Genomic DNA, 19,372 nt, shown 5'->3' with positions numbered 1-19,372 from the left:
CATGCGCAGCGTGGTGCGCATGGCGTACTCGGGCAGGTTGGCCGGGTCGAGCGAGATCGCCTGGGTCTTGAGCGTGGCGATGGGCGCCATGGTCTCGTGAAAGCCCACCACCGCCATGGCGATCAAACAGATGATCAGCGGGAACGCCACGAAGTCCCAGCGATTGGGCAGCACGCGCCACGCCGAGGCGTTGGCCGTACGGTTCAGGTTGAAGCTGAAGTCCATTCGGGCTCTCTCCCCTGCTTGCCTGGTTCAGAAACGGCACGACACTACACAACCTTCGTGACAGATTCAACCTCGCGCCCGGCACCCCTGCCCCATGGCGAAGCATGCGAGCCGCATCGACACACCCCACAGCACGGCGTCCGCGGGCTCAATCGCTCGATTCGAGAGTTAAAATCGTCGCACGGCGACGGTGGCCACCTGTAAAACGGTCGTCACACGCGGCCACCCATGCCTCCCGGATCGCCTCGCTTTACCGGGACACCGGGCATCCCGCCCGCCAACGCACCCTGCGCGCCATGCGCCTGAACGAACCAGAAGGCCGATGAACAGGAGACTCTTGCGTCAAGCCACCGTGCCCCCGCTGGTCACGGTGGCGGCTGTCGTGGCGGTCGCGCTCGTCTGCTGGCTGGTCGCGGGCTGGCTCGCCAACCGCATGGTGCGCCAGGAACTCGACACCGCGCTCGGTGTGCAACGCCAGATGACGCGCTCGGTCGTCGACAACATGGCCGAGGTCATCGCGAGCGATCTCTCGATGTCGCGCGCCATCCCCGCGACCATGGCCGAAACCCACGTGGTGCAACAGGCGCTGACCGAGGCCGGGAATTATGCCGCGTCGCGCTCATCCACGGAACTGGCGCGGCGCGAAGCGCTGCAGCACGCCCCCACGCTCACGGCCGTCGACGGCTTCCTGCACGATGCCCAGGGCTTCTCCGGCTTCGACGCCATCTGGCTCGTGAACAACAACGGCATCTGCATTGCGTCGAGCAACGCCATGGAGAAAATCTCCTACGTGGGCATCGACATGCGTGCGCGTAACTACCTGAGCGACACCCTGCTCGGCGCGTTCTCCGAGACCTATGGCGTCGGCACCTCGAGCGGCGAGCCGGGCATCTTCGTGGCCGCGCCCGTCTACGACAACGGCCTGCTCGTGGGCGCGGTGCTCGCCAAGGTCAGCATCGCGCGGCTGCGCCACTGGGTCACCCACCCGGGCACCTTTGTCTCCGACAGCAACGGCGTGATCGTCATGGCGCACGACAGCAAGCTCGAGGGGCTCGCCATGCCCGGCTCCCATGTGCAGGAGATGAACGCCGTCGACCGCGTGAACACCTATCTGCGCGAGCGCTTTGCCGAGCTCCCGCTGCACAGCGCCGGCGCGGCGGCGTCGCGCGAAGCACCGTGGATATCGGAGAGCGCGGCGCAGGCGCTCGTGGAGCTGCCGCGCCAGCGCGCCCCGGCGCTTTACGAGCAGCGCGGCGGGCTCAATTCGGGACTCACCGCCCATCTCGTCGATCCGCTCAACGCGTGGCCCGAACTGCTCGCGAATCACCGGCGCGACCGGCTGCTGATCTTCCTCACGCTGGCGGGTTCGGTGGCGCTCGCCGCCGTGATCTCGATCTCGTGGGTCCGCGAGCGGCGCCTGCACCGCGCGAGCCGCGATCTCGCGGAACAACTGCAGGCCGCCAATTCGCTGCTGGCCGCCGAGGCGCGCCACGACGCGCTCACGGGCGCGCTCTCGCGCCGCTACTTCCTCGACCTGCTGCGCCACGAGATCGACGCTGCCTACACGAGCGGCAAGCCGCTCTGCATGGCGATCGCCGACCTCGACCACTTCAAGCAGATCAACGACCGCTTCGGCCACCCGGCCGGCGACCGCGCGCTACAGCACTTCGTCGAGACCTGCCGCTCCGAGCTGCGCTCCGACGACGCGGTCGGGCGGCTCGGCGGCGAGGAGTTCGGCATCCTGCTGCCGGCCACCACGCTCGCCGCCGGGAAAGACGTGGTCGAGCGGCTGCGCCGCGAGGTGAAAGCGAGTGTCTGCACCGGGCTGCCCAGCGAGGCATACCTGAGCGTGAGCATCGGCATCACGGAACTGGCGGTGGCCCAGGACCAGCCCGAACGCCTGATGAGCCGCGCCGATCTCGCGCTCTACATGGCGAAGGCCGCGGGCCGCGACCGCTGCGAAGCGATGGCCTCGGACGGCGCCGTGCCGCCGCGCACCGCCGCGGCGACCTGGTAATCCGCCGGACCGAGGCGCTCGCGGTCACTCATTTGCGAAAGTCATTACTCACTTAATTGTGAAACCCATCCAGGGCTTTCGTCTCCAACGCGGTATCATCGAACGATCGGAGCGCGCGGCGTCATGCGGCGCGCATCGCCGTGGCAAGTCGCTCAGCACATAGGAGGCATGCATGAAGGGAAATCTGGTCATCGTCTGCCGCGATCAGGATGCTCTCGCGTTCGACCAGCTGATGGTCGAATACGGAGCGTTCCAGACGCGCCTGTCATCGACCGCGTGGTACCTGAAGCTCGAAGCCGCGCCCGAGCTGGTTCAGGAAGAAATTCTTGCCCGCCTCGGCAAGTACACGACGCACTACATCTTCGAGGCCGACAGTGTCGTCTACAACACCGTCGACAGCGAGGCGGCCGCCGCGCTCGACACGCTGTTCTCGGTCTGACGCAATATCTCGCACCTCAAGTGACATCCGGCGGCCTTGCCCGCCGCACCCTCACCCGCCAATACCCCGAGTAATAAGCGCCGCACGCCGGCGCTCACCAGATCTGCGCCGCCTCGGCAACCGTGCGTTCGACCACCTCGAACGGAAATGTCATACGCACTTCGAGGCCGCCGCTAGCGCCGTTGCCGATGGCGATCTCGCCACCCGCGCGCCGCACGAGCCGCTCGACGATCGCGAGACCCAGACCGCTGTGGCCGTTGCCGCCGCGCGCCGGATCGAGCCGCACGAACGGGCGGCTCGCCTGCGTGAGGTCCTGATCGGCAATGCCCTTGCCGTGGTCGCGCACGGTCAGCGTGAAGTCCTTCGCCCCGCGCGAGGTTTCGATCACCACGGGCGGCGCGCCGTAGGCGTGCGCGTTGTCGAGCAGGTTCGACACCACGCGTTCGAGCGTGGCCGCGGGCAGGCGGAACGCCGCCCCGGCATGCAGACGGCGCTCGATCACGAGCGTCTCGCCGCCAACCGTGCGGTAGTTGCGCGCGATGCGCTCGCACTGGTCGTCCACTTCGACAGGCTCGCTGCGATCGGCGCCATCGTGCGCAAACACCAGGAACTGGTCGACGATATGCGCCATCGAGGTCACGTCGCGCACCACGCCGTCGCGCACCTTCTGCTCGTCCATCATTTCGGCGCGCAGACGCAAGCGCGCGAGCGGCGTCTTCAAGTCGTGCGCGACCCCCGCGAGCATGACCGCACGGTCTTTCTCGGTGCGCTCGACTTCCTTCACCATCTGATTGAAACCGCGCGTGAGCTGACGCATCTCGCGCGGGCCGCGCTCGGCCAGCGGCGGCACCGGCTGGCCGCGCCCGAAGCGCGCGACCGCCTGGACAAGCGAGCGCAGCGGCTGCTGGAGCATCCAGGCAGCCACCAACGCAGCAATCACCGCCGCCGAGAAGATGATGATGAACCACGGTATCGCACGGTCGATGGGCCGCATCAGGCGCAGCGGCTGTGCCGGCACCACGATCCAGCGCGCGTCCTGCGGACCGCGCACCCACAGCATGGGCGGATGCCCGGGCGGGCCGATGCGCACGTCGGTGCCGGCCGGCATGCGATCGCGCAGGTCGTCGATGAAACGGCGCAGGCTGGTGGGCATGTCGCGCGGGACCTCGGGCACCGCGGCGCTCGCCGGGTCGACGAGTTGCACGCGCGAGGGCAGCGGCTGATCGGGCTCGCGCTGCACGTGCTGACGCACGGCATCGACGAGGAACACCGCCTCTTCCACCGCGTAGCTCGAGCGCATCTGGTCGCGCTCGAGGCGCATCAGCGCGAACCACGCGACGTGGGACAACAACAGCACGCCGATGAACAGCAGCGCGAACCGCCCAAACAACGAATCAACCGGCCGGCGCATGGCTCGCCTGCTCGCCATCCGGCACGAAGACATAGCCACGGCCGCGCACCGTCTGGATGAAGCGCGGCGTGGATGGGTCGGTTTCGAGGATGCGGCGCAGGCGCCACACCTGCACGTCGATGCCGCGGTCGGTGCCGTCGTACTCCGGACCGTGCAGCAGCTCGAGCAGGCGCTCGCGCGTAAGCGTACGCATGGGGTGATTGACGAAGATCTTCAGCAGCGCGAACTCGCTGCCCGACAGCATGATGGGCTTGCCTTCCTGCTGCAGCGTGCGCGACTGGAAGTCGAGCGTAAAGCGGCCGAACGAGAACGGCTCGCGCTGCTCCGGCGCGGCGGCCGAGGGCACCGTGCGGCGCCGGCGCAGCACCGCCTGCACGCGCGCGAGCAGCTCGCGCGGATTGAAGGGCTTGCCGAGATAGTCGTCGGCGCCGAGCTCGAGGCCGACGATGCGGTCCACGTCGTCCGCGCGCGCGGTCAGCATGATCACGGGAATGTCGTCGCCCGACGCGCGCAGCTTGCGCAGCGCCGTGAGCCCGTCCACGCCGGGCATCATGAGATCGAGCACGATCAGGTCGGGGCGCTCGCGCTCGAGCCGCCGCTCGAGCGAACCCGCATCGTGCAGCACCGACACTTCGATCCCCTGCCGCGCCAGATAGTCGCGCAGCAGGTCGCGCAGTTCGACGTCGTCATCGACGACCAGAATTTGAGTAGCCATGGGACGAAGTGTAACGCGCGCGGGAAAGCCGTTTGCTTACACGGACGCGCTTTGGGTTACAGGGTGTTACTACGAAAGGCGCACGTAATGTTGCGTAATGCCAGCGGATGGGGCGGTAACACGCGGGGCCTGTCTGCCCGATACGCTAGGGACACCGGTTGCGAACACCATCGACTTCAGGTGGCGACGTGCCAGACCGGACACCTTCAAGGATTTGTCAGGAGCTTCACCATGAATAAAACCACTTCGCGCCTTCTCGCCATCGCCGCTGCCTCGCTCGCGCTCAGCTTCGGCGCCACCGCCGCCAACGCTCAAACGCCGCCGCCCCCGGCCGGCCCAAGCATGATGCACGGCGGCCCGGGCATGCATGGCGGCCACGGCATGCACGGCGACTTCATGATGGGTTTCAAGAAGCTGCATGACAAGCTGAGCCTGAATGCCGCTCAGGAAAAGCAATGGCAAGCCGCGCTCGACACCATGAAGCAGAACCACGAAGCCATGCGCAAGAATCACGAACAGCTCAAGCAGCAGTTCGATTCGATGAAGAGCCAGCCGATCCTCGACATGAACGCCCTGCACGCCGCGCATCAGCAAGTCGAGCAGCAGGACGCGCAACTGCGCGAGCAGACCTCGCAAGCGTGGCTCGCGTTCTATAACGGCCTGAACGATCAGCAGAAGACCACTGTGAGCTCGGCGCTCAAGGAGCGCTTCGCGAAGATGGAACAGCGCCGCGAGAAGATGCACGAGCGCTGGGAGCAGCACCAGAAGGGCAACAAGGGCGCGGCTTCGGCGCCGGCGCAGTAAGCGCCTCACAAGGCGCCGCGCGGGCGGAGCACCGCCCGACGCGCCGGCCGATTGGCACCATATCGGCACAACATTGGCACAACGCCGCGGGATGCGAATCCCGCGGCGTTTTTCATGGTGAAACTGCGCGCGAATCCGTGGCCGACCGCGCCGGCCCGCGCATCGGGTAAAATACCGCGCTTTTCGGACGCCCGGTCAGGGACGCCCGCTTAGGGACAGTCCTACCGGTACGGGCCCATCGGTTACGGGCGACCGACTTCGGGCGACCGGCACAGTCCGTGTCCGACCCGCATTTTTGATCGCCTAAAATGACAGCGCCCTTACTACGTGGCGCCCATCCGGCGTCGCACCCGTATCCGCTTTGCATGAGACCCGAGTAGCGCGCTAAATCGCGAACGCGGGTCGACAGGAGAATGATGAAGAAGTTCGCAGTGTGCCTCGCACTCGCCCTGTTGGCGGGCAGCGCCGCGGCCAAGGAATGGAAGACCGTGCGCATCGGCGTCGATGCGAGCTATCCGCCGTTCGAATCCAAGAACGCCAGCGGCCAGATTGTCGGTTTCGACGTCGACCTGACCAAGGCCCTCTGCACGCGCATGAACGTGAAATGCGTCTGGGTCGAGAGCGACCTCGACGGCATCATCCCAGCGCTCAAGGCCCGCAAGTTCGACGCGATCGTCTCGTCGCTGTCCGTTACCGACCAGCGCCGCCAGCAGATCGACTACTCCGACAAGATGTTCGACGCGCCCGCGCGCATGCTGGCCAAGGCCGGCTCGCCGCTGCTGCCCACCGTGGCCTCGCTCAAGGGCAAGAACGTGGGCGTCGAGCAGGGCTCGACCCAAGAGGCCTACGCGAAGGCGCACTGGGCCGGCAAGGGCGTGAACGTCGTGACGTACCAGAATCAGGATCAGGTGTATCAGGACCTGATGTCGGGCCGCCTCGACGCGGCGCTCCAGGACGAGGTCCAGGCCGACTTCGGCTTTCTGAAGACGCCGCGCGGCAAGGGCTTCGCGTGGGCGGGCCCGGCGGTGGAAGATCCGGCTACGATAGGCGATGGCACCGCGATCGGCCTGCGCAAGGAAGATACCGACCTGAAGGCGAAATTCAATGCAGCGCTCGCCTCGATTCACAAGGACGGCACGTTCGACCGACTCGCGAAGCAATATTTCGACTTCGACATCTATAAAGGCAAGTAAAAGGCAAATAAGCAATAAGACGGAGACACCCGGCGCCCATGGGCGCCGCCGTCGCGAAGCACGCGGCCAGCCATGCCAGCCGCGCATGAACCGACTTGAACCGCGGCAGCCTCTGCCGCGCCTTTCGCGGGGCGCCGTCCAGCGTTGAGACGCCCCGTTGAGGACTCACCTATGTTTCTTCAAGGCTACGGCCCGCTGATCCTCGCCGGCACCTGGCAGACCGTCAAGCTCTCGGTGCTTTCGCTCGCGCTCTCGTTCCTGCTCGGGCTGATCGGCGCGGGGGCGAAGCTCTCGAAAAACCGCGTCGTCCACGGCGCGGGAACGGCCTACACCACGCTCGTTCGCGGCGTGCCCGATCTGGTGCTGATGCTGCTGCTCTTCTACAGCATCCAGATCTGGCTGAACATGCTCACCGATCACCTCGGCTGGGACCAGATCGACATCGACCCGTTCCTCGCGGGCGTGATCGTGCTGGGCTTCATCTACGGCGCGTACTTCACCGAGACCTTCCGCGGCGCGTTTCTCGCGGTGCCGCGCGGCCAGCTCGAAGCGGGCCACGCCTATGGCATGACCAACTGGCAGGTGTTCACGCGCATCATGTTCCCGCAGATGATGCGCTTCGCGCTGCCCGGCATCGGCAACAACTGGCAGGTGCTCGTGAAGTCCACGGCGCTCGTCTCGATCATCGGCCTCGCCGACGTCGTGAAGGCCAGCCAGGACGCCGGCAAGGGCACCTTGCGATTCTTTTTCTTCACCCTGCTCGCAGGCGCGATCTACCTCGTCATCACGACCGTTTCGAACTTCGTGCTGATGTATCTCGACAAGCGCTACTCCACGGGCGTGCGCAAAGCGGATCTCTGAAAGCGAGGCCAAGACCATGCAAGACTTCGTCCAACTGATCCAGCAATACTGGCGCAACTATCTCTATAGCGACGGCTATCACTTCACCGGCGTCGCCGTTACGGCATGGCTGCTGGTGATTTCGATCGGCATCGGCTTCTGCCTCTCGGTGCCGCTCGCGGTCGCGCGCGTCTCGAAGCGCAAGTGGCTCGCGCGCCTCGTGTGGCTCTATACGTATGTGTTCCGCGGCACGCCGCTCTACGTGCAGTTGCTGCTTTGCTACACGGGCCTCTACAGCCTCGACATCGTGCGCAACCACGAACTCACGAGCGCGTTCTTCAGAAGCGGCATGAACTGCACGCTGCTCGCGTTCGCGCTCAACACCTGCGCGTACACGACCGAGATCTTCGCGGGCGCGATCAAGGCCACGCCCTATGGCGAGATCGAGGCCGCACGCGCCTACGGCATGTCGCCCTTCACGCTGTACCGCCGCGTGATCCTGCCTTCAGCGCTGCGCCGCGCGCTGCCCTACTACAGCAACGAGGTCATCCTGATGCTGCACGCCACGACCGTGGCGTTCACGGCCACCGTGCCCGACATCCTGAAGATCGCGCGCGACGTGAACTCGGCGACCTACCAATCGTTCGGCGCGTTCGGCATCGCCGCCCTGCTGTACCTGATCATTTCTTTCACGCTCGTGTGGCTGTTCCGCCAAGCCGAGCGCCGCTGGCTCGCGTATCTGCGACCCCAAGGCAAGTGAGCCCGCACCGAGGTATTTGATGAACTCCCAGAAGCAGAAACTTTTCGTCGATTCGCTCCACAAGAAGTACGGCGACCATGAAGTCTTGAAGGGCGTTTCGCTCAAGGCGAACGCCGGCGATGTGATCAGCGTGATTGGCTCGTCCGGCTCGGGCAAGAGCACGATGCTGCGTTGCATTAACTTCCTCGAACAGCCCAACGCGGGCCGCATCGTCGTCGACGGCGAGGAAGTGGCGACCCGCGCCGACAAGCGCACCGGCGCACTGCACGCCGCCGACTTGAAGCAGTTGCAACGCGTGCGCACCAAGCTCGCGATGGTGTTCCAGCACTTCAATCTGTGGTCGCACATGAACGTGATCGAAAACGTGATCGAAGCGCCCGTGCACGTGCTCGGCCTCTCGCGCAAGGAAGCCGAGGAGCGCGCGCGCACGTATCTGGAGAAAGTCGGCCTTGCGCCGCGCGTGGAGACGCAATATCCCTCGCACCTCTCGGGCGGCCAGCAGCAGCGCGTGGCGATCGCGCGCGCGCTTGCGATGAACCCCGACGTGATGCTGTTCGACGAGCCCACCTCGGCGCTCGACCCCGAGCTCGTGGGCGAAGTGCTCAAGGTGATGCAAAAGCTCGCCGAGGAAGGCCGCACGATGATCGTCGTCACCCACGAAATGGGTTTCGCGCGCAACGTTTCGAACCACGTGATGTTCCTGCACCAGGGGCGCGTGGAAGAAGAAGGCGTGCCGGCCGAAGTGTTCGCCAGTCCGAAAAGCGAGCGCCTGCGCCAGTTCCTCTCGGGCAGCCTCAAGTAAGCAGGCCAAAATGTAGTCGACTACATGCCAACGCGGCAATGTAGTAAAAGTAGTATTTCAAGGCGCTTTCAGCGCCTTTTCTTTTTGCTTTCGCAATCTCCTTCGAACGCTCCCCATACGCGTCGAATTCGCACATTTTGCCTTACGCCCGACGATATTTCGCGTCAATAGTGGCAATCCTGAAGATCCCCCGCCAGCAAACGTGTGTGCCTTGTCCTGTAAGGCTTTAAGCATACTTTTGGGATCGTGCCGACCAGCATCCAGGAAACACGTATGGCAATTTGACGACACCCCAGCACCCACAAGCGATTTCGGTCGCCAGCATCAGTCTTTTTTGCTAAATTAGTAATCAAAGTAGCAAAACGAAGTTCATTAAAAGTAGTTTCACTTCAAATAAGAACGGGAGATGCCAGTCAACCAGGGGATCTGCAAGACGACTCGAACAGGTTGTCCTGCTCGCATCGTTCCACCCGCCGATCCTCGGGTCACGCTCCCTACGCGACAACTTCTGTCCGCGTCCCCTCGAACACGCGGACATCTTTCGCAGTACTTAGATTGACTCTTTGACAGGGTATGGAGGAGAAGATGAAGAAAGCTCTGCTCGCCGCAGCGTTGATGTCGGCTGGCGTGGTCGCGCATGCGCAAAGCAGCGTAACGCTATACGGCCGCCTGGATGCGGGTTTCGCGTACATGAACGGCATTGGCGCAGGCGGCGGCCCGAATGGCCCGGCCACGCATGGCGCGAGCCAGGTCCAGCTCGAAAGCGGCTATATGGGCACGAGTCTGTGGGGCATGAAGGGCGTTGAAGACATCGGCGGCGGCAACAAGGTGCTCTTCCATCTGGAAGGCTCCTTCAGCACGACGACTGGCGGGCTCGGCGTCGCGGGCTCGATCTTCAATCGCTATGCCACGGTCGGCATGGCGAACGACAACTACGGCACGCTGCTGTTGGGCCGCGAACTGTTCATCGCCAACGGCATCTGGGACTTCGACCCGTTCGGCCAGTCGAACTGGTCGTCGGCATCGATGGTACGCGGTCGTAACTGGCCGGCATCGAGCAACAACATTTCGTATCAGTCGCCGAACTTTTACGGCTTCGACGTGTATGGCCAATACTCGCTCTCGAACGCCACGAATTGGAACGGCAACGGCACGACCCCCCAGGGTCGTCAAGACGGTATCCAGCTGACCTACACGAGTGCATTGTTCCAGATCCGCGGCATTTACGACGAAATCCGCAACCCGACGAACGGCACGCTCGGCGGCGCCTACGACTCGATCAATGCAGGCAACGTGGGGCAAGGCGTCTTCGCGTATTCACGCGAGTACATGGCGATGGTCAACGTGTTCCTCGGACCGATCAAGGTTCAGGGCGGCTACGAAGCCGTCCGCTCGTCGGGCATGACCGGCCTGGCAATCGGCCAGCCGAGCACACTCGACCAGGAATGGGGCGGCGTGACGTGGCAAGCCACCTCGGCAGCCGCGCTGATCGGCGCGGTCTATCACGTCAACGCGAACAACGGTGGCGGCAACTCCACGCTCTACAGCCTGGGCGGCACGTACAACCTGTCCAAACGCACGATGGTCGGCCTCCAGGTCGCGACGGTGCAAAACAGCAAGTCGGCCAATTTCGGCCTGAACGCCAACAACTTCGGCACCTCCGCTGCGACCGGCAACCCGCTGACGGGCCACAGCCAGAGCGGCGTGTACGCAGACATCTGGCACAACTTCTAATTCACACCACGTGTAGACAGAACAGCTACATCGAAGTTTTCACGCTGCTGCGAGAGGCGCGTATCGGTGCGGTATCCCAACGGGTATCGCACCGTTTTTTATTGTGGGGACGGGCCGTGCGAGCGGCGCCGTCCCCTGCTTTTTTCTGATCTCAAACGGCCGCTTCGTTCTCTTCGCCAGTGCGAATGCGGATTACGCGCTCGACGTCGGTCACGAAAATCTTGCCGTCGCCGATCTTGCCCGTGCGCGCCGCGCCGATGATCGCGTCGATCACCTGGTCGGTCTGCGCGTCGGCGACCACCACCTCGATCTTCACCTTGGGCAGGAAGTCCACCACATACTCGGCGCCGCGATAGAGCTCCGTGTGGCCTTTCTGGCGGCCGAAGCCCTTCACCTCAGTGACGGTCAGGCCCGTGAGGCCCACTTCGGCGAGCGCCTCGCGCACTTCGTCGAGCTTGAACGGTTTGATGACGGCTGTAATGCGTTTCATGGCGATCCTCGTCTGACTCAGTTTATTTGCGGTGTATTTGAGGGTGATCCGTGGCTTGCCGGCCGGAAGCCCGGCAATGGTCCTGCGATTCTACGCTGTGCGCGACGCATTCAAGACACAGCGTCAAGACACAGCGTCGGGCGGCGGCGCGCTCGCGCGCTCCTGATCGGGCACGCGCTCGAGATCCGCGAGCCACACGACCGACTCCGAATCGCTCGGCGCACGCCAGTCGCCGCGCGGCGAAAGCGAGCCGCCCGAACCGACCTTCGGCGCGTTCGGAATGCAGGTGCGCTTGAACTGGCTCGTGCGGAAGAAGCGGTCGAGGAAGATCCGCAGATTGCGCTTGATGGCCGCAAGATCGTACTGATTGCGCGCGACCTTCGCGTTCTCGGGCCATGCGCCCGTCTCGCGCTCGCGCCACGCATGGCGCGCGAGGAACGCGACCTTCGAAGGCGCGAAGCCGAAACGCAGCGTGTAGTAGAGATTGAAGTCCTGCAGCTCGTACGGCCCGATCGTGCTTTCGGTCTTCTGCTCCGGCGCACCGTCGGTCTTGCCCGGAATCAGCTCGGGGCTGATGTCGGTGGCGAGAATCGCTTCGAGCACGTCACGGCCACTTTCACCGTTCTGGCCGATCTGCCCCGTCTCCGCGACCCAGCGCACGAGGTGCGTGATGAGCGTCTTCGGCACGCTCGCGTTCACGTTGTAATGCGACATGTGATCGCCCACGCCGTAGGTGCACCAGCCGAGCGCGAGCTCGGAAAGATCGCCGGTGCCAATCACGATCGCATGATTGAAGTTGGCGAGGCGGAACAGATGGTTCGTGCGCTCGCCCGCCTGCACGTTCTCGAAGGTGATGTCGTAGCTTTCCTTGCCCTCCGAATACGGATGGCCGAGGTCTTCGAGCATCTGCATGCAGCTCTGGCGAATGTCGATTTCGCGCGCCGTGCAGCCCACCAGCGTCATGAGCTCGCGCGCCTGGCGCAGCGTGCGCTCGCTCGTCGCGAAGCCGGGCATGGTGTACGCGAGAATATTGGCGCGCGGCAGCTTGAGGCGGTCCATCGCTTTCGCGCAAACCAGCAGCGCGTGCGTGGAGTCGAGCCCGCCCGACACACCGATCACCACCTTCTTGATGCCAGCCTGCGAGAGCCGCTGCACGAGCGCCTGTACCTGGATGTTGTAGACCTCGTTGCAGCGCTCGTCGCGGCGCTTCGGATCGGCCGGCACATAGGGGAAACGCTCGACGCGGCGCGCGAGCGCCAGCGTCTCCTGCTCCCAGGCGCCCTTGCCTGTTGCGCCAAGTTCGCAATTGATCACGCGGAACTTCGCAACCTCGTCGGCATGACGGCGCACCGAATCGCCGAAGGTGGTCTGGCGGATGCGCTCCTGCTGGAGCCGGTCGAGATCGACATCGGCATAGATCAGGTGCGAGTCGTCGAGGAAGCGCTCGGACTGTGCGAGCAGCTCGCCGTTTTCGTAGACGAGCGCCTGGCCGTCCCAGGCCATGTCGGTGGTCGACTCGCCCTGGCCCGCCGAGGTGTACAGATACGCTGCGAGGCAGCGCGCCGATTGCTGCGAAACCAGTTGATGCCGATACCCCGCCTTGCCCACCACCACGTTCGACGCGGAAAGATTGACGAGCACGGACGCCCCCGCGAGCGCCGCGAACGACGACGGCGGAATCGGCACCCAGACGTCCTCGCAGATTTCCACGTGAAAGCGCAGCCCCGGGATCTGCGCCGCATCGAACAGCAGCGATGCGCCGAACGGCACGTCCTGGCCAGCGAGGCGCACCGTGTCGGTGCTCGCGTAATCCGCGCAAGCGGCGGCGCTGAACTGGCGCGGCTCGTAGAACTCGCCGTAGTTCGGCAGATAACTCTTGGGCACGACGCCCGCCACGCGCCCGCCTGCAACGACCGCCGCGCAGTTGAACAGCGCGTGGCCGACGCGCACCGGCAACCCCACGATCATCGCGAGCGGCAACGTAGCCGACGCGGCGGCGATTTGCGCGAGCGCGCGCTCGCACGCGTCGAGCAGCGCCTGCTGGCGGAAGAGATCGTCGCAGCTATAGGCGGAAAGGCCGAGCTCCGGAAACGCGATCAGCGCCGCGCCGCCGGCTGCGGCCTCGCGCGCGAGTGCGAGCGTCTGTTCGGCATTGAAGGCCGGATCGGCCACGCGGCAGCGCGGCACGCCCACGGCCACGCGCGCGAAGCCATGCGAATAGAGATTGAAGAAGCGCTGTTTCATCTGGATGACCGATAAGCGATTGGAGCCTGGGGACGTTCAGGCGATATTCAAGCCGCCCCACGCCCTCACCCATTCGGGTGGTTTGCTTTACCATGACCGTTTGCCGCGGCGCGGCACCGCGATGCGGTACGTCCGCTACCGGCATCGCGCAAAGCCACAACGGGCACGCAAGTTGAATAAGGAACGTTTCAATTATCGCACGGGCATTCTCGGCTCACCGGCCGAGGTCGACGCCGCGCAATGGAACGCGCTGCTCGCGCGCCAGGCGCAGCCGACGCCGTTTTTGCGCCACGAATTCCTCGCGGCACTCGACGCCACGCGCTGCGCCACGGCCGACGCGGGCTGGGCGCCGCAGTTCGTCACGCTCACCGACACGCGCACGGGTCAGCTCGCCGCCGCCGCGCCGGTCTACCTGAAAGGCCACTCGTACGGCGAATACGTGTTCGACTGGGCCTGGGCCGACGCCTACAAGCGCAACGGCCTCGAGTACTACCCGAAGCTCCTGTGCGCGGTGCCCTTCACGCCCGTGCAAGGCACGCGCCTTCTGGCCGCCGACGAAACCGCGCGCCGCCATCTGGCCGCCACGCTGGTCGCGTTCGCCGAGCAGGCGGACGTCTCATCGCTGCACGTGCTGTTTCCGACCGCCGAGGACGCGGCCATGCTCACCGACCTCGGCATGATGCAGCGCGAAGGCGTGCAGTTTCACTGGCTCAACGACGGCTACCGCGACTTCGACGACTTTCTCTCGACGCTCGAACAAAAGAAGCGCAAGAACATCCGCGCCGAGCGCCGCAAGGTGCGCGACGCGGGCGTGACGCACCGGCGCATCCGCGGCGAGGACATCCGCGACGAGCACTGGCGCTTTTTCAGCCGCTGCTACCGGCAGACCTATCGCGAGCACTTTTCGTCGCCGTATCTGAATCTCGACTTCTTCCGCACGATTGGCGCGACGATGCCCGAGAATCTGATGCTCGTGATCGCCGAATACGAAGGCAAGCCGATTGCAAGCTCGCTCGTCGTCTATCAGCGCGACGCGGACGGCAGCGGCGGCACGCTCTACGGCCGCTATTGGGGCGCGCTCGAACACCTGCCCTGCCTGCACTTCGAGACCGCGTACTATCAGCCGCTGGAGTTTTGCATCGAAGAGAAGCTCGCCGTGTTCGAAGGCGGCGCGCAAGGCGAGCACAAGATGGCGCGCGGCTTCATGCCGACCGTCACGCGCTCGGCGCACTGGCTCGCGCATCCCGCTTTCGCCGACGCCGTCGCCAATTTTCTGCAAAGCGAGGCGAACCAGATTCATGCCTACGTGCATGAGCTGAACGAGCGCAATCCATTCCGTAGCTAAATTCGGCGGCTGCGCCTGACGCCTGCGCCGCCTCCCATCACCCTTCAACCGATCATCGCCTCCCCAGTCATGCCGTGGTTCCTCTACCTGCTCGAATGCGCCGATGGCAGCGTCTACACTGGCATCGCCGTCGACGTCGAAGCGCGCTTCGCGCAGCATGCGAACGGCACCGGCGCGCGCTACACGCGCTCGCGCAAGCCGGTGCGGGTGCTCGCGCAGTTCGAGCTGGCCGACCGCGCGAGCGCGCTGCGCGCCGAATATCGGGTCAAGCGCCTCACGCCGCGCGAAAAACGCGCGCTCGCGGCCGGCGAGCGCACGCTGGAGTCGGTGCTGCCCGCGCCGCCCGAGCCGTCCGACCACGCGGAGCCGGAGGCTGAAGCGCCCGCTTGAGTGTCCGCCTAAGGGTTCATCCGGACGCACGCCCCTCGTCGCCCAGGCCTAAAGCCCCGCCCCGCTCCCGCCGTTATCCCTCACAGGACCGCCGAGCGCTTGCCCTCGACGCGAGCCGTCACGTCATTCCGTCAAGCGACCGGAGCGGTGAGGCCTGATGAGACGATTCAAAACGGAGCCCACGCGGCAAACCCCGGGGTGGCACGGACTGCGGCGCACCACGGCCGTTCTGCTGCCGCTGTGGCTGCTCGCGGCGGTGATGACAGTGATCGCGTCGATCAGTCTCGCGATCATGTCGATCCTGCTCGCCTACGTGGCCGGGGAAAGCACCTGGTCGAAGGGCCAGAAGGATGCCGTGTACGCACTCGACCGCTACGCGCGCCTCGGTGACGAAGCCGACTATCGCACCTTCCTCAATTGCATCGCGGTGCCGCTGGGCGACCGTGCGGCCAAGCTCGAAATGAACCGGCCGCAGCCCGATGTGGCGGCAATCCGGCGCGGCTTCGAGCAGGGCCGCATCGCGGCTGCCGACGTCGATGGCATGACCTGGGGTTACCGCACGCTCAAGAACACGCCGTGGATGCGCCCGGCGGTGGCGTACTGGGACATCGGCGACCACTACATCCTGCGCCTCGCCGACACCGGCGCGCGGCTGCACGCGCTCGCGCAGGCGGGCAAGCTGCACAGCGCCGAATCCGCCGCACTCGTGCGCGAACTGCACGACATCGACAGCCAGCTCGCGCCTATCGAAAACGGCTTCTCGTGCTCGCTCGACGAAGCCGCGCGCGCTACGCGTTCGCTGCTCACGCTCGCCCTCGCGGCTTGCGCGTTCTTGCTGCTCGCCGTGTTCACGCAATTCATCCGCCGCGTGCTCAAGCGCAGCGACCGTCTCGAAGCCGAGGTGCGCAAGAACGAGGAGCGCCTGAGCCTCGGCTTCGCGGGCATCAACGCGGGGCTCTGGGACTGGGAGGTCGGCAGCCGCCAGTGCTACTTCTCGAACTGGCTCTACGAGCAGCTCGGCTACGACGCACGCCCGCAAGCAAGCACCCCGTTCGACAGCGAGACCGGCCTCGTGCAACTCGTGCATCCCGACGACCTGCCTCGCGTGCGTCAAGCGCTGCGCCGCCACCTCGCGCGCGCGACGCCCTTCGATGTGGAATTCCGCCTGCACACGCTAGCCGGCAACTACTGCTGGTGCCGCGCACGCGGGCAAGCGGAGCGCGACGCGCGCGGCCACGCAGTGCGCATGGTCGGGTGCCTGTTCGACATCTCCGATCTCAAGACGGCGGAAGCGCAGGCGCATACCGAGCACGAACTCGCGGAAGTCACGCTGGCCTCGATCGGCGAAGCCGTAATCCGCACCGACCAGGACGCGCGCGTTACCTACTGCAACGCCGTCGCCGAACGCATCCTCGGCCGCCACGCCGCCACGATCCTCAGCCGGCCTTTCGGAACCATCTGCGACCTGCGCAACGGCGCCGACGACGCTCGCAGCCTCGACATCCTGTGCAGCGCGCACGCCGCGAGCGGAGCCGGCGGGACCAGTGGAACCAGCAGTAGCGGCGCAGCGGATCTCTACGTCGCGCGTCCGGACGGTTCGCGGCTCGCGGTCGACTACTCGGTCTCGAAGCTGCGCGACGCGCGGGGCTGCGCCATCGGCACCGTCATCGTGCTTTACGACGTGAGCGCGCTGCGCGAGCATGCCGCGCGCCTCGCGTATCAGGCAACTCACGACGAGCTGACCGACCTGTACAACCGCCGCGAATTCGAGCAACGGCTCGGCGCGCTGCTGGAGGCCGGCGCATGTTCAGGTATCCAAAGCATCTCTGGCGAACAGCGCGAGCGCCCCGCGCACTCGGTCATGTTCCTTGACCTCGACCAGTTCAAGGTAGTCAACGACACCTGCGGCCATTCGACCGGCGACGAGCTGATCCGCGAAGTCTGCAGCGTGCTGAGGAAAACACTGCGCGCCACCGACATCATCGCGCGCCTGGGCGGCGACGAATTCGGCGTGGTGCTGCCTCACTGCCCGGTCGCGCATGCATGGCAGCTTGCGGAAAGCCTGCGCGAGGCCATCGCCGGCATCCGCTTCACGGGCGCCGGCCGCATCGTGCAGACGAGCGTGAGCATCGGCCTCGTCGGCGACGTGGCGAGCCTCGCCTGCGTGAAGGAAGTGATGAAGGCCGCCGACGTGGCCTGCTACATGGCGAAAAAGAAAGGGCGCAACCGCGTGCACCGCTTTCGCCTCGACGACGAGGAGCTCTCGGAAGCCCACACCCAAATGGCCTGGGTCGCCGACATCAAGGCGGCGCTCGAAAACGACCAGTTCTGCCTGTTCGGTCAGGAGATCGTGCCGCTCGCGCCCGACTCCGGGCCGCAGGACACGCACGTCGAAGTGCTGTTGCGCATGCGCTCGGCCTCAGGCGCGCTGGTGAGCCCGGCGGGATTCATCGGCGCGGCCGAGCGTTTCGACCTGATGCCCGCGATCGACCGCTGGGTGATCGCGCGCGCGTTCGCGACCATCGCCGCCGGTGAGCACCATTACGGCACCTGGTCGATCAACCTCTCGGGCGCCTCGCTCGGCGACGAGCGGCTCGCCGACTATGTCGAGGAGCAGCAGCGGGTCTGGGACATTCCATTCTCGCGCGTGTGCTTCGAGATCACCGAGACCGCCGCGATCACGAACATGCACGACGCCATCACACTCATCTCGCGATTGCGTGCGCACGGCTGCCGCTTCGCGCTCGACGATTTCGGCGCGGGCATGTCGTCGCTCAACTATCTGAAGCACCTGAGCGTCGACTATCTGAAGATCGACGGCAGCTTCATACGCGGGATTCTCGACAGTCCGCTCGATCAGGCCATCGTCCGCTCGATCAACCAGGTCGCTCACGCGGCCGGCAAGAAGACCATCGCCGAGTGCGTCGAGGATGCCGGGATCGTCGAATGCATGGTCGCGATGGGCGTCGATTTCGTGCAAGGCTATGCGCTGGGCAAGCCCGCGCCGCTCGACGCGCTGCGCGTGCCGCAGGCGCGGGACATGGCCGAGCTCGATTGAGGTTCCTGAGCGGGAAAGGAGACGCGGTCGTCGTCTTGCCAGTGCCTGTCTTGTAGTCAAGCACGTAGTTTGGTAGGTCCGAGATTTTCTGGACATGCTTTTGGGAATGATGCCCCGAAGACCATGCCAAGGCGTCAACCGGCTGCATACGCTTGTCGCGGCAACCCTGTTTGTTTGCTTCATACCGCTTGCGCACGGCGGCTGTCCAGCGCACATCGCTGAATGCCAGATAGATTTTTCCTGCCTTCTTGGGCATGTCGACGCTAATACAGCGTGCAAGCTCCTTGTGACCGTGCTGGCAGCTGTAACGAAACCCATAATGCGAGATTTTCCGCCCCGCCGGGCAACGCCTTGCGAATTGTGGGAAGTATCGGATGAGATTTTGGGAACCATTGCGTGAGATTTTGTGGCTTACGCCCGGAGGTGTCCAATCACCGAATACCTTTCCGACGAACTTCACCCATCACCATCGCCCATCAAGAGTCAGCCTTGAGGGAGTGCAAAGAGCAGAAACTCATCACTGGCGAGCGGGGCTTCAATCCTTGAGATATCGAAACACTTGACCAGGGCACCAGGTTTCCCTCAGGCTGAAATCGTTCCAGTCGCCTGCGACGCGACAAGCCTCGGTTGTGGTTCGCAATGGCATTGGCAAAGGTCACCTTCTAGGGCGACCTGTCTGCCCATGACGGTCAACGTATGAGGGGAGCCGTCAGTGACGATAACGCCTTGGGTATTGCAGGTGTGGCACATGACCGGTGCGCCAATGTAGGCCATGGGTCGTCCATGGAACGACGAGGAACCTGTCCGCATTTTTGTGGGCGAGGCGGTTAAAGGAATCGTTACCCGCGCGCCTGCGTGAATCGGTCGCCAAACAGGATAGCAAACTGGTTCATCGCCGACTTCCA

15 protein-coding genes and 3 pseudogenes are annotated in these 19,372 nt (G+C 64.9%); 11 read left to right on the top strand and 7 right to left on the bottom strand.

The window, feature by feature from the left end:
* Positions 1-225: pseudogene (locus HV773_RS35605) on the bottom strand (sulfonate ABC transporter permease); the annotation flags it as partial.
* A gap of 322 nt (positions 226-547) precedes the next feature.
* On the opposite strand from HV773_RS35605, the gene HV773_RS35600 reads away from it, so the two are divergent.
* Positions 548-2,242, top strand: a complete 1,695-nt coding sequence (locus HV773_RS35600; RefSeq protein WP_129561486.1) for a sensor domain-containing diguanylate cyclase — start codon at positions 548-550, stop codon at positions 2,240-2,242.
* Between the two features lie 172 nt (positions 2,243-2,414).
* On the top strand, positions 2,415-2,681 hold the full coding sequence (locus HV773_RS35595; RefSeq protein WP_129561485.1) for a double-stranded DNA-specific endonuclease: 267 nt from the start codon (positions 2,415-2,417) through the stop codon (positions 2,679-2,681).
* Positions 2,682-2,775: 94 nt separating this feature from the next.
* Here the strand turns inward: HV773_RS35595 and HV773_RS35590 are convergent, their stop codons facing one another.
* Both HV773_RS35590 and HV773_RS35585 read right to left on the bottom strand, forming a co-directional pair.
* Positions 2,776-4,092 (bottom strand): ATP-binding protein, encoded by a 1,317-nt coding sequence (locus HV773_RS35590; RefSeq protein WP_129561484.1) that lies wholly within the window; start codon positions 4,090-4,092, stop codon positions 2,776-2,778.
* Positions 4,076-4,807 (bottom strand): response regulator, encoded by a 732-nt coding sequence (locus tag HV773_RS35585; RefSeq protein WP_129561483.1) that lies wholly within the window; start codon positions 4,805-4,807, stop codon positions 4,076-4,078. The genes HV773_RS35590 and HV773_RS35585 overlap by 17 nt, the downstream gene beginning before the upstream one ends.
* A 231-nt stretch (positions 4,808-5,038) precedes the next feature.
* On the opposite strand from HV773_RS35585, the gene HV773_RS35580 reads away from it, so the two are divergent.
* The 6 genes from HV773_RS35580 to HV773_RS35555 all read left to right on the top strand — a co-directional run bounded on the left by HV773_RS35580 (position 5,039) and on the right by HV773_RS35555 (position 10,940).
* On the top strand, positions 5,039-5,611 hold the full coding sequence (locus HV773_RS35580; RefSeq protein ID WP_129561482.1) for a Spy/CpxP family protein refolding chaperone: 573 nt from the start codon (positions 5,039-5,041) through the stop codon (positions 5,609-5,611).
* A 416-nt stretch (positions 5,612-6,027) separates the two neighbouring features.
* Positions 6,028-6,804, top strand: a complete 777-nt coding sequence (locus HV773_RS35575; RefSeq protein ID WP_129563291.1) for an ABC transporter substrate-binding protein — start codon at positions 6,028-6,030, stop codon at positions 6,802-6,804.
* Positions 6,805-6,975: 171 nt separating this feature from the next.
* On the top strand, positions 6,976-7,665 hold the full coding sequence (locus HV773_RS35570; protein ID WP_129561481.1) for an ABC transporter permease: 690 nt from the start codon (positions 6,976-6,978) through the stop codon (positions 7,663-7,665).
* A gap of 16 nt (positions 7,666-7,681) precedes the next feature.
* Complete coding sequence (locus HV773_RS35565; RefSeq protein WP_129561480.1) at positions 7,682-8,404, top strand: ABC transporter permease; 723 nt, start codon at positions 7,682-7,684, stop codon at positions 8,402-8,404.
* 19 nt (positions 8,405-8,423) lie between these two features.
* Positions 8,424-9,206, top strand: a complete 783-nt coding sequence (locus HV773_RS35560) for an ABC transporter ATP-binding protein (protein WP_129561479.1) — start codon at positions 8,424-8,426, stop codon at positions 9,204-9,206.
* Positions 9,207-9,791: 585 nt separating this feature from the next.
* Entirely contained in the window at positions 9,792-10,940 is a 1,149-nt protein-coding gene (locus HV773_RS35555; RefSeq protein ID WP_129561478.1) for a porin, read from the top strand.
* A 151-nt stretch (positions 10,941-11,091) separates the two neighbouring features.
* Here HV773_RS35555 and HV773_RS35550 read toward each other — a convergent pair whose 3' ends face one another.
* A complete protein-coding gene (locus HV773_RS35550; RefSeq protein WP_035527352.1) occupies positions 11,092-11,430 on the bottom strand; it encodes a P-II family nitrogen regulator in 339 nt (112 codons plus the stop codon).
* 123 nt (positions 11,431-11,553) lie between these two features.
* Complete coding sequence (locus HV773_RS35545; protein ID WP_129561477.1) at positions 11,554-13,674, bottom strand: NAD(+) synthase; 2,121 nt, start codon at positions 13,672-13,674, stop codon at positions 11,554-11,556.
* 172 nt (positions 13,675-13,846) lie between these two features.
* Between HV773_RS35545 and HV773_RS35540 the strand changes: the two genes are divergently transcribed.
* The 3 genes from HV773_RS35540 (at position 13,847) to HV773_RS35530 (ending at position 18,467) form a co-directional block, all read left to right on the top strand.
* A complete protein-coding gene (locus HV773_RS35540; protein ID WP_129561476.1) occupies positions 13,847-15,019 on the top strand; it encodes a GNAT family N-acetyltransferase in 1,173 nt (390 codons plus the stop codon).
* Between the two features lie 69 nt (positions 15,020-15,088).
* Complete coding sequence (locus tag HV773_RS35535) at positions 15,089-15,409, top strand: GIY-YIG nuclease family protein (protein WP_129561475.1); 321 nt, start codon at positions 15,089-15,091, stop codon at positions 15,407-15,409.
* Positions 15,410-15,566: 157 nt separating this feature from the next.
* On the top strand, positions 15,567-18,467 hold the full coding sequence (locus HV773_RS35530; RefSeq protein WP_129561474.1) for an EAL domain-containing protein: 2,901 nt from the start codon (positions 15,567-15,569) through the stop codon (positions 18,465-18,467).
* Between the two features lie 136 nt (positions 18,468-18,603).
* Here HV773_RS35530 and HV773_RS37455 read toward each other — a convergent pair.
* Both HV773_RS37455 and HV773_RS35525 read right to left on the bottom strand, forming a co-directional pair.
* Positions 18,604-18,927: pseudogene (locus tag HV773_RS37455) on the bottom strand (toxin VasX); the annotation flags it as partial.
* Positions 18,928-19,049: 122 nt separating this feature from the next.
* Positions 19,050-19,265: pseudogene (locus HV773_RS35525) on the bottom strand (PAAR domain-containing protein); the annotation flags it as partial.
* Positions 19,266-19,372 lie beyond the last annotated feature (107 nt).

Origin of the sequence: Paraburkholderia caffeinitolerans (assembly GCF_902859945.1) — a bacterium.
In the GTDB taxonomy this organism is placed as follows: Bacteria; Pseudomonadota; Gammaproteobacteria; order Burkholderiales; family Burkholderiaceae; genus Paraburkholderia; species Paraburkholderia caffeinitolerans.
This window is presented reverse-complemented; position numbering and strand designations above follow the sequence as displayed.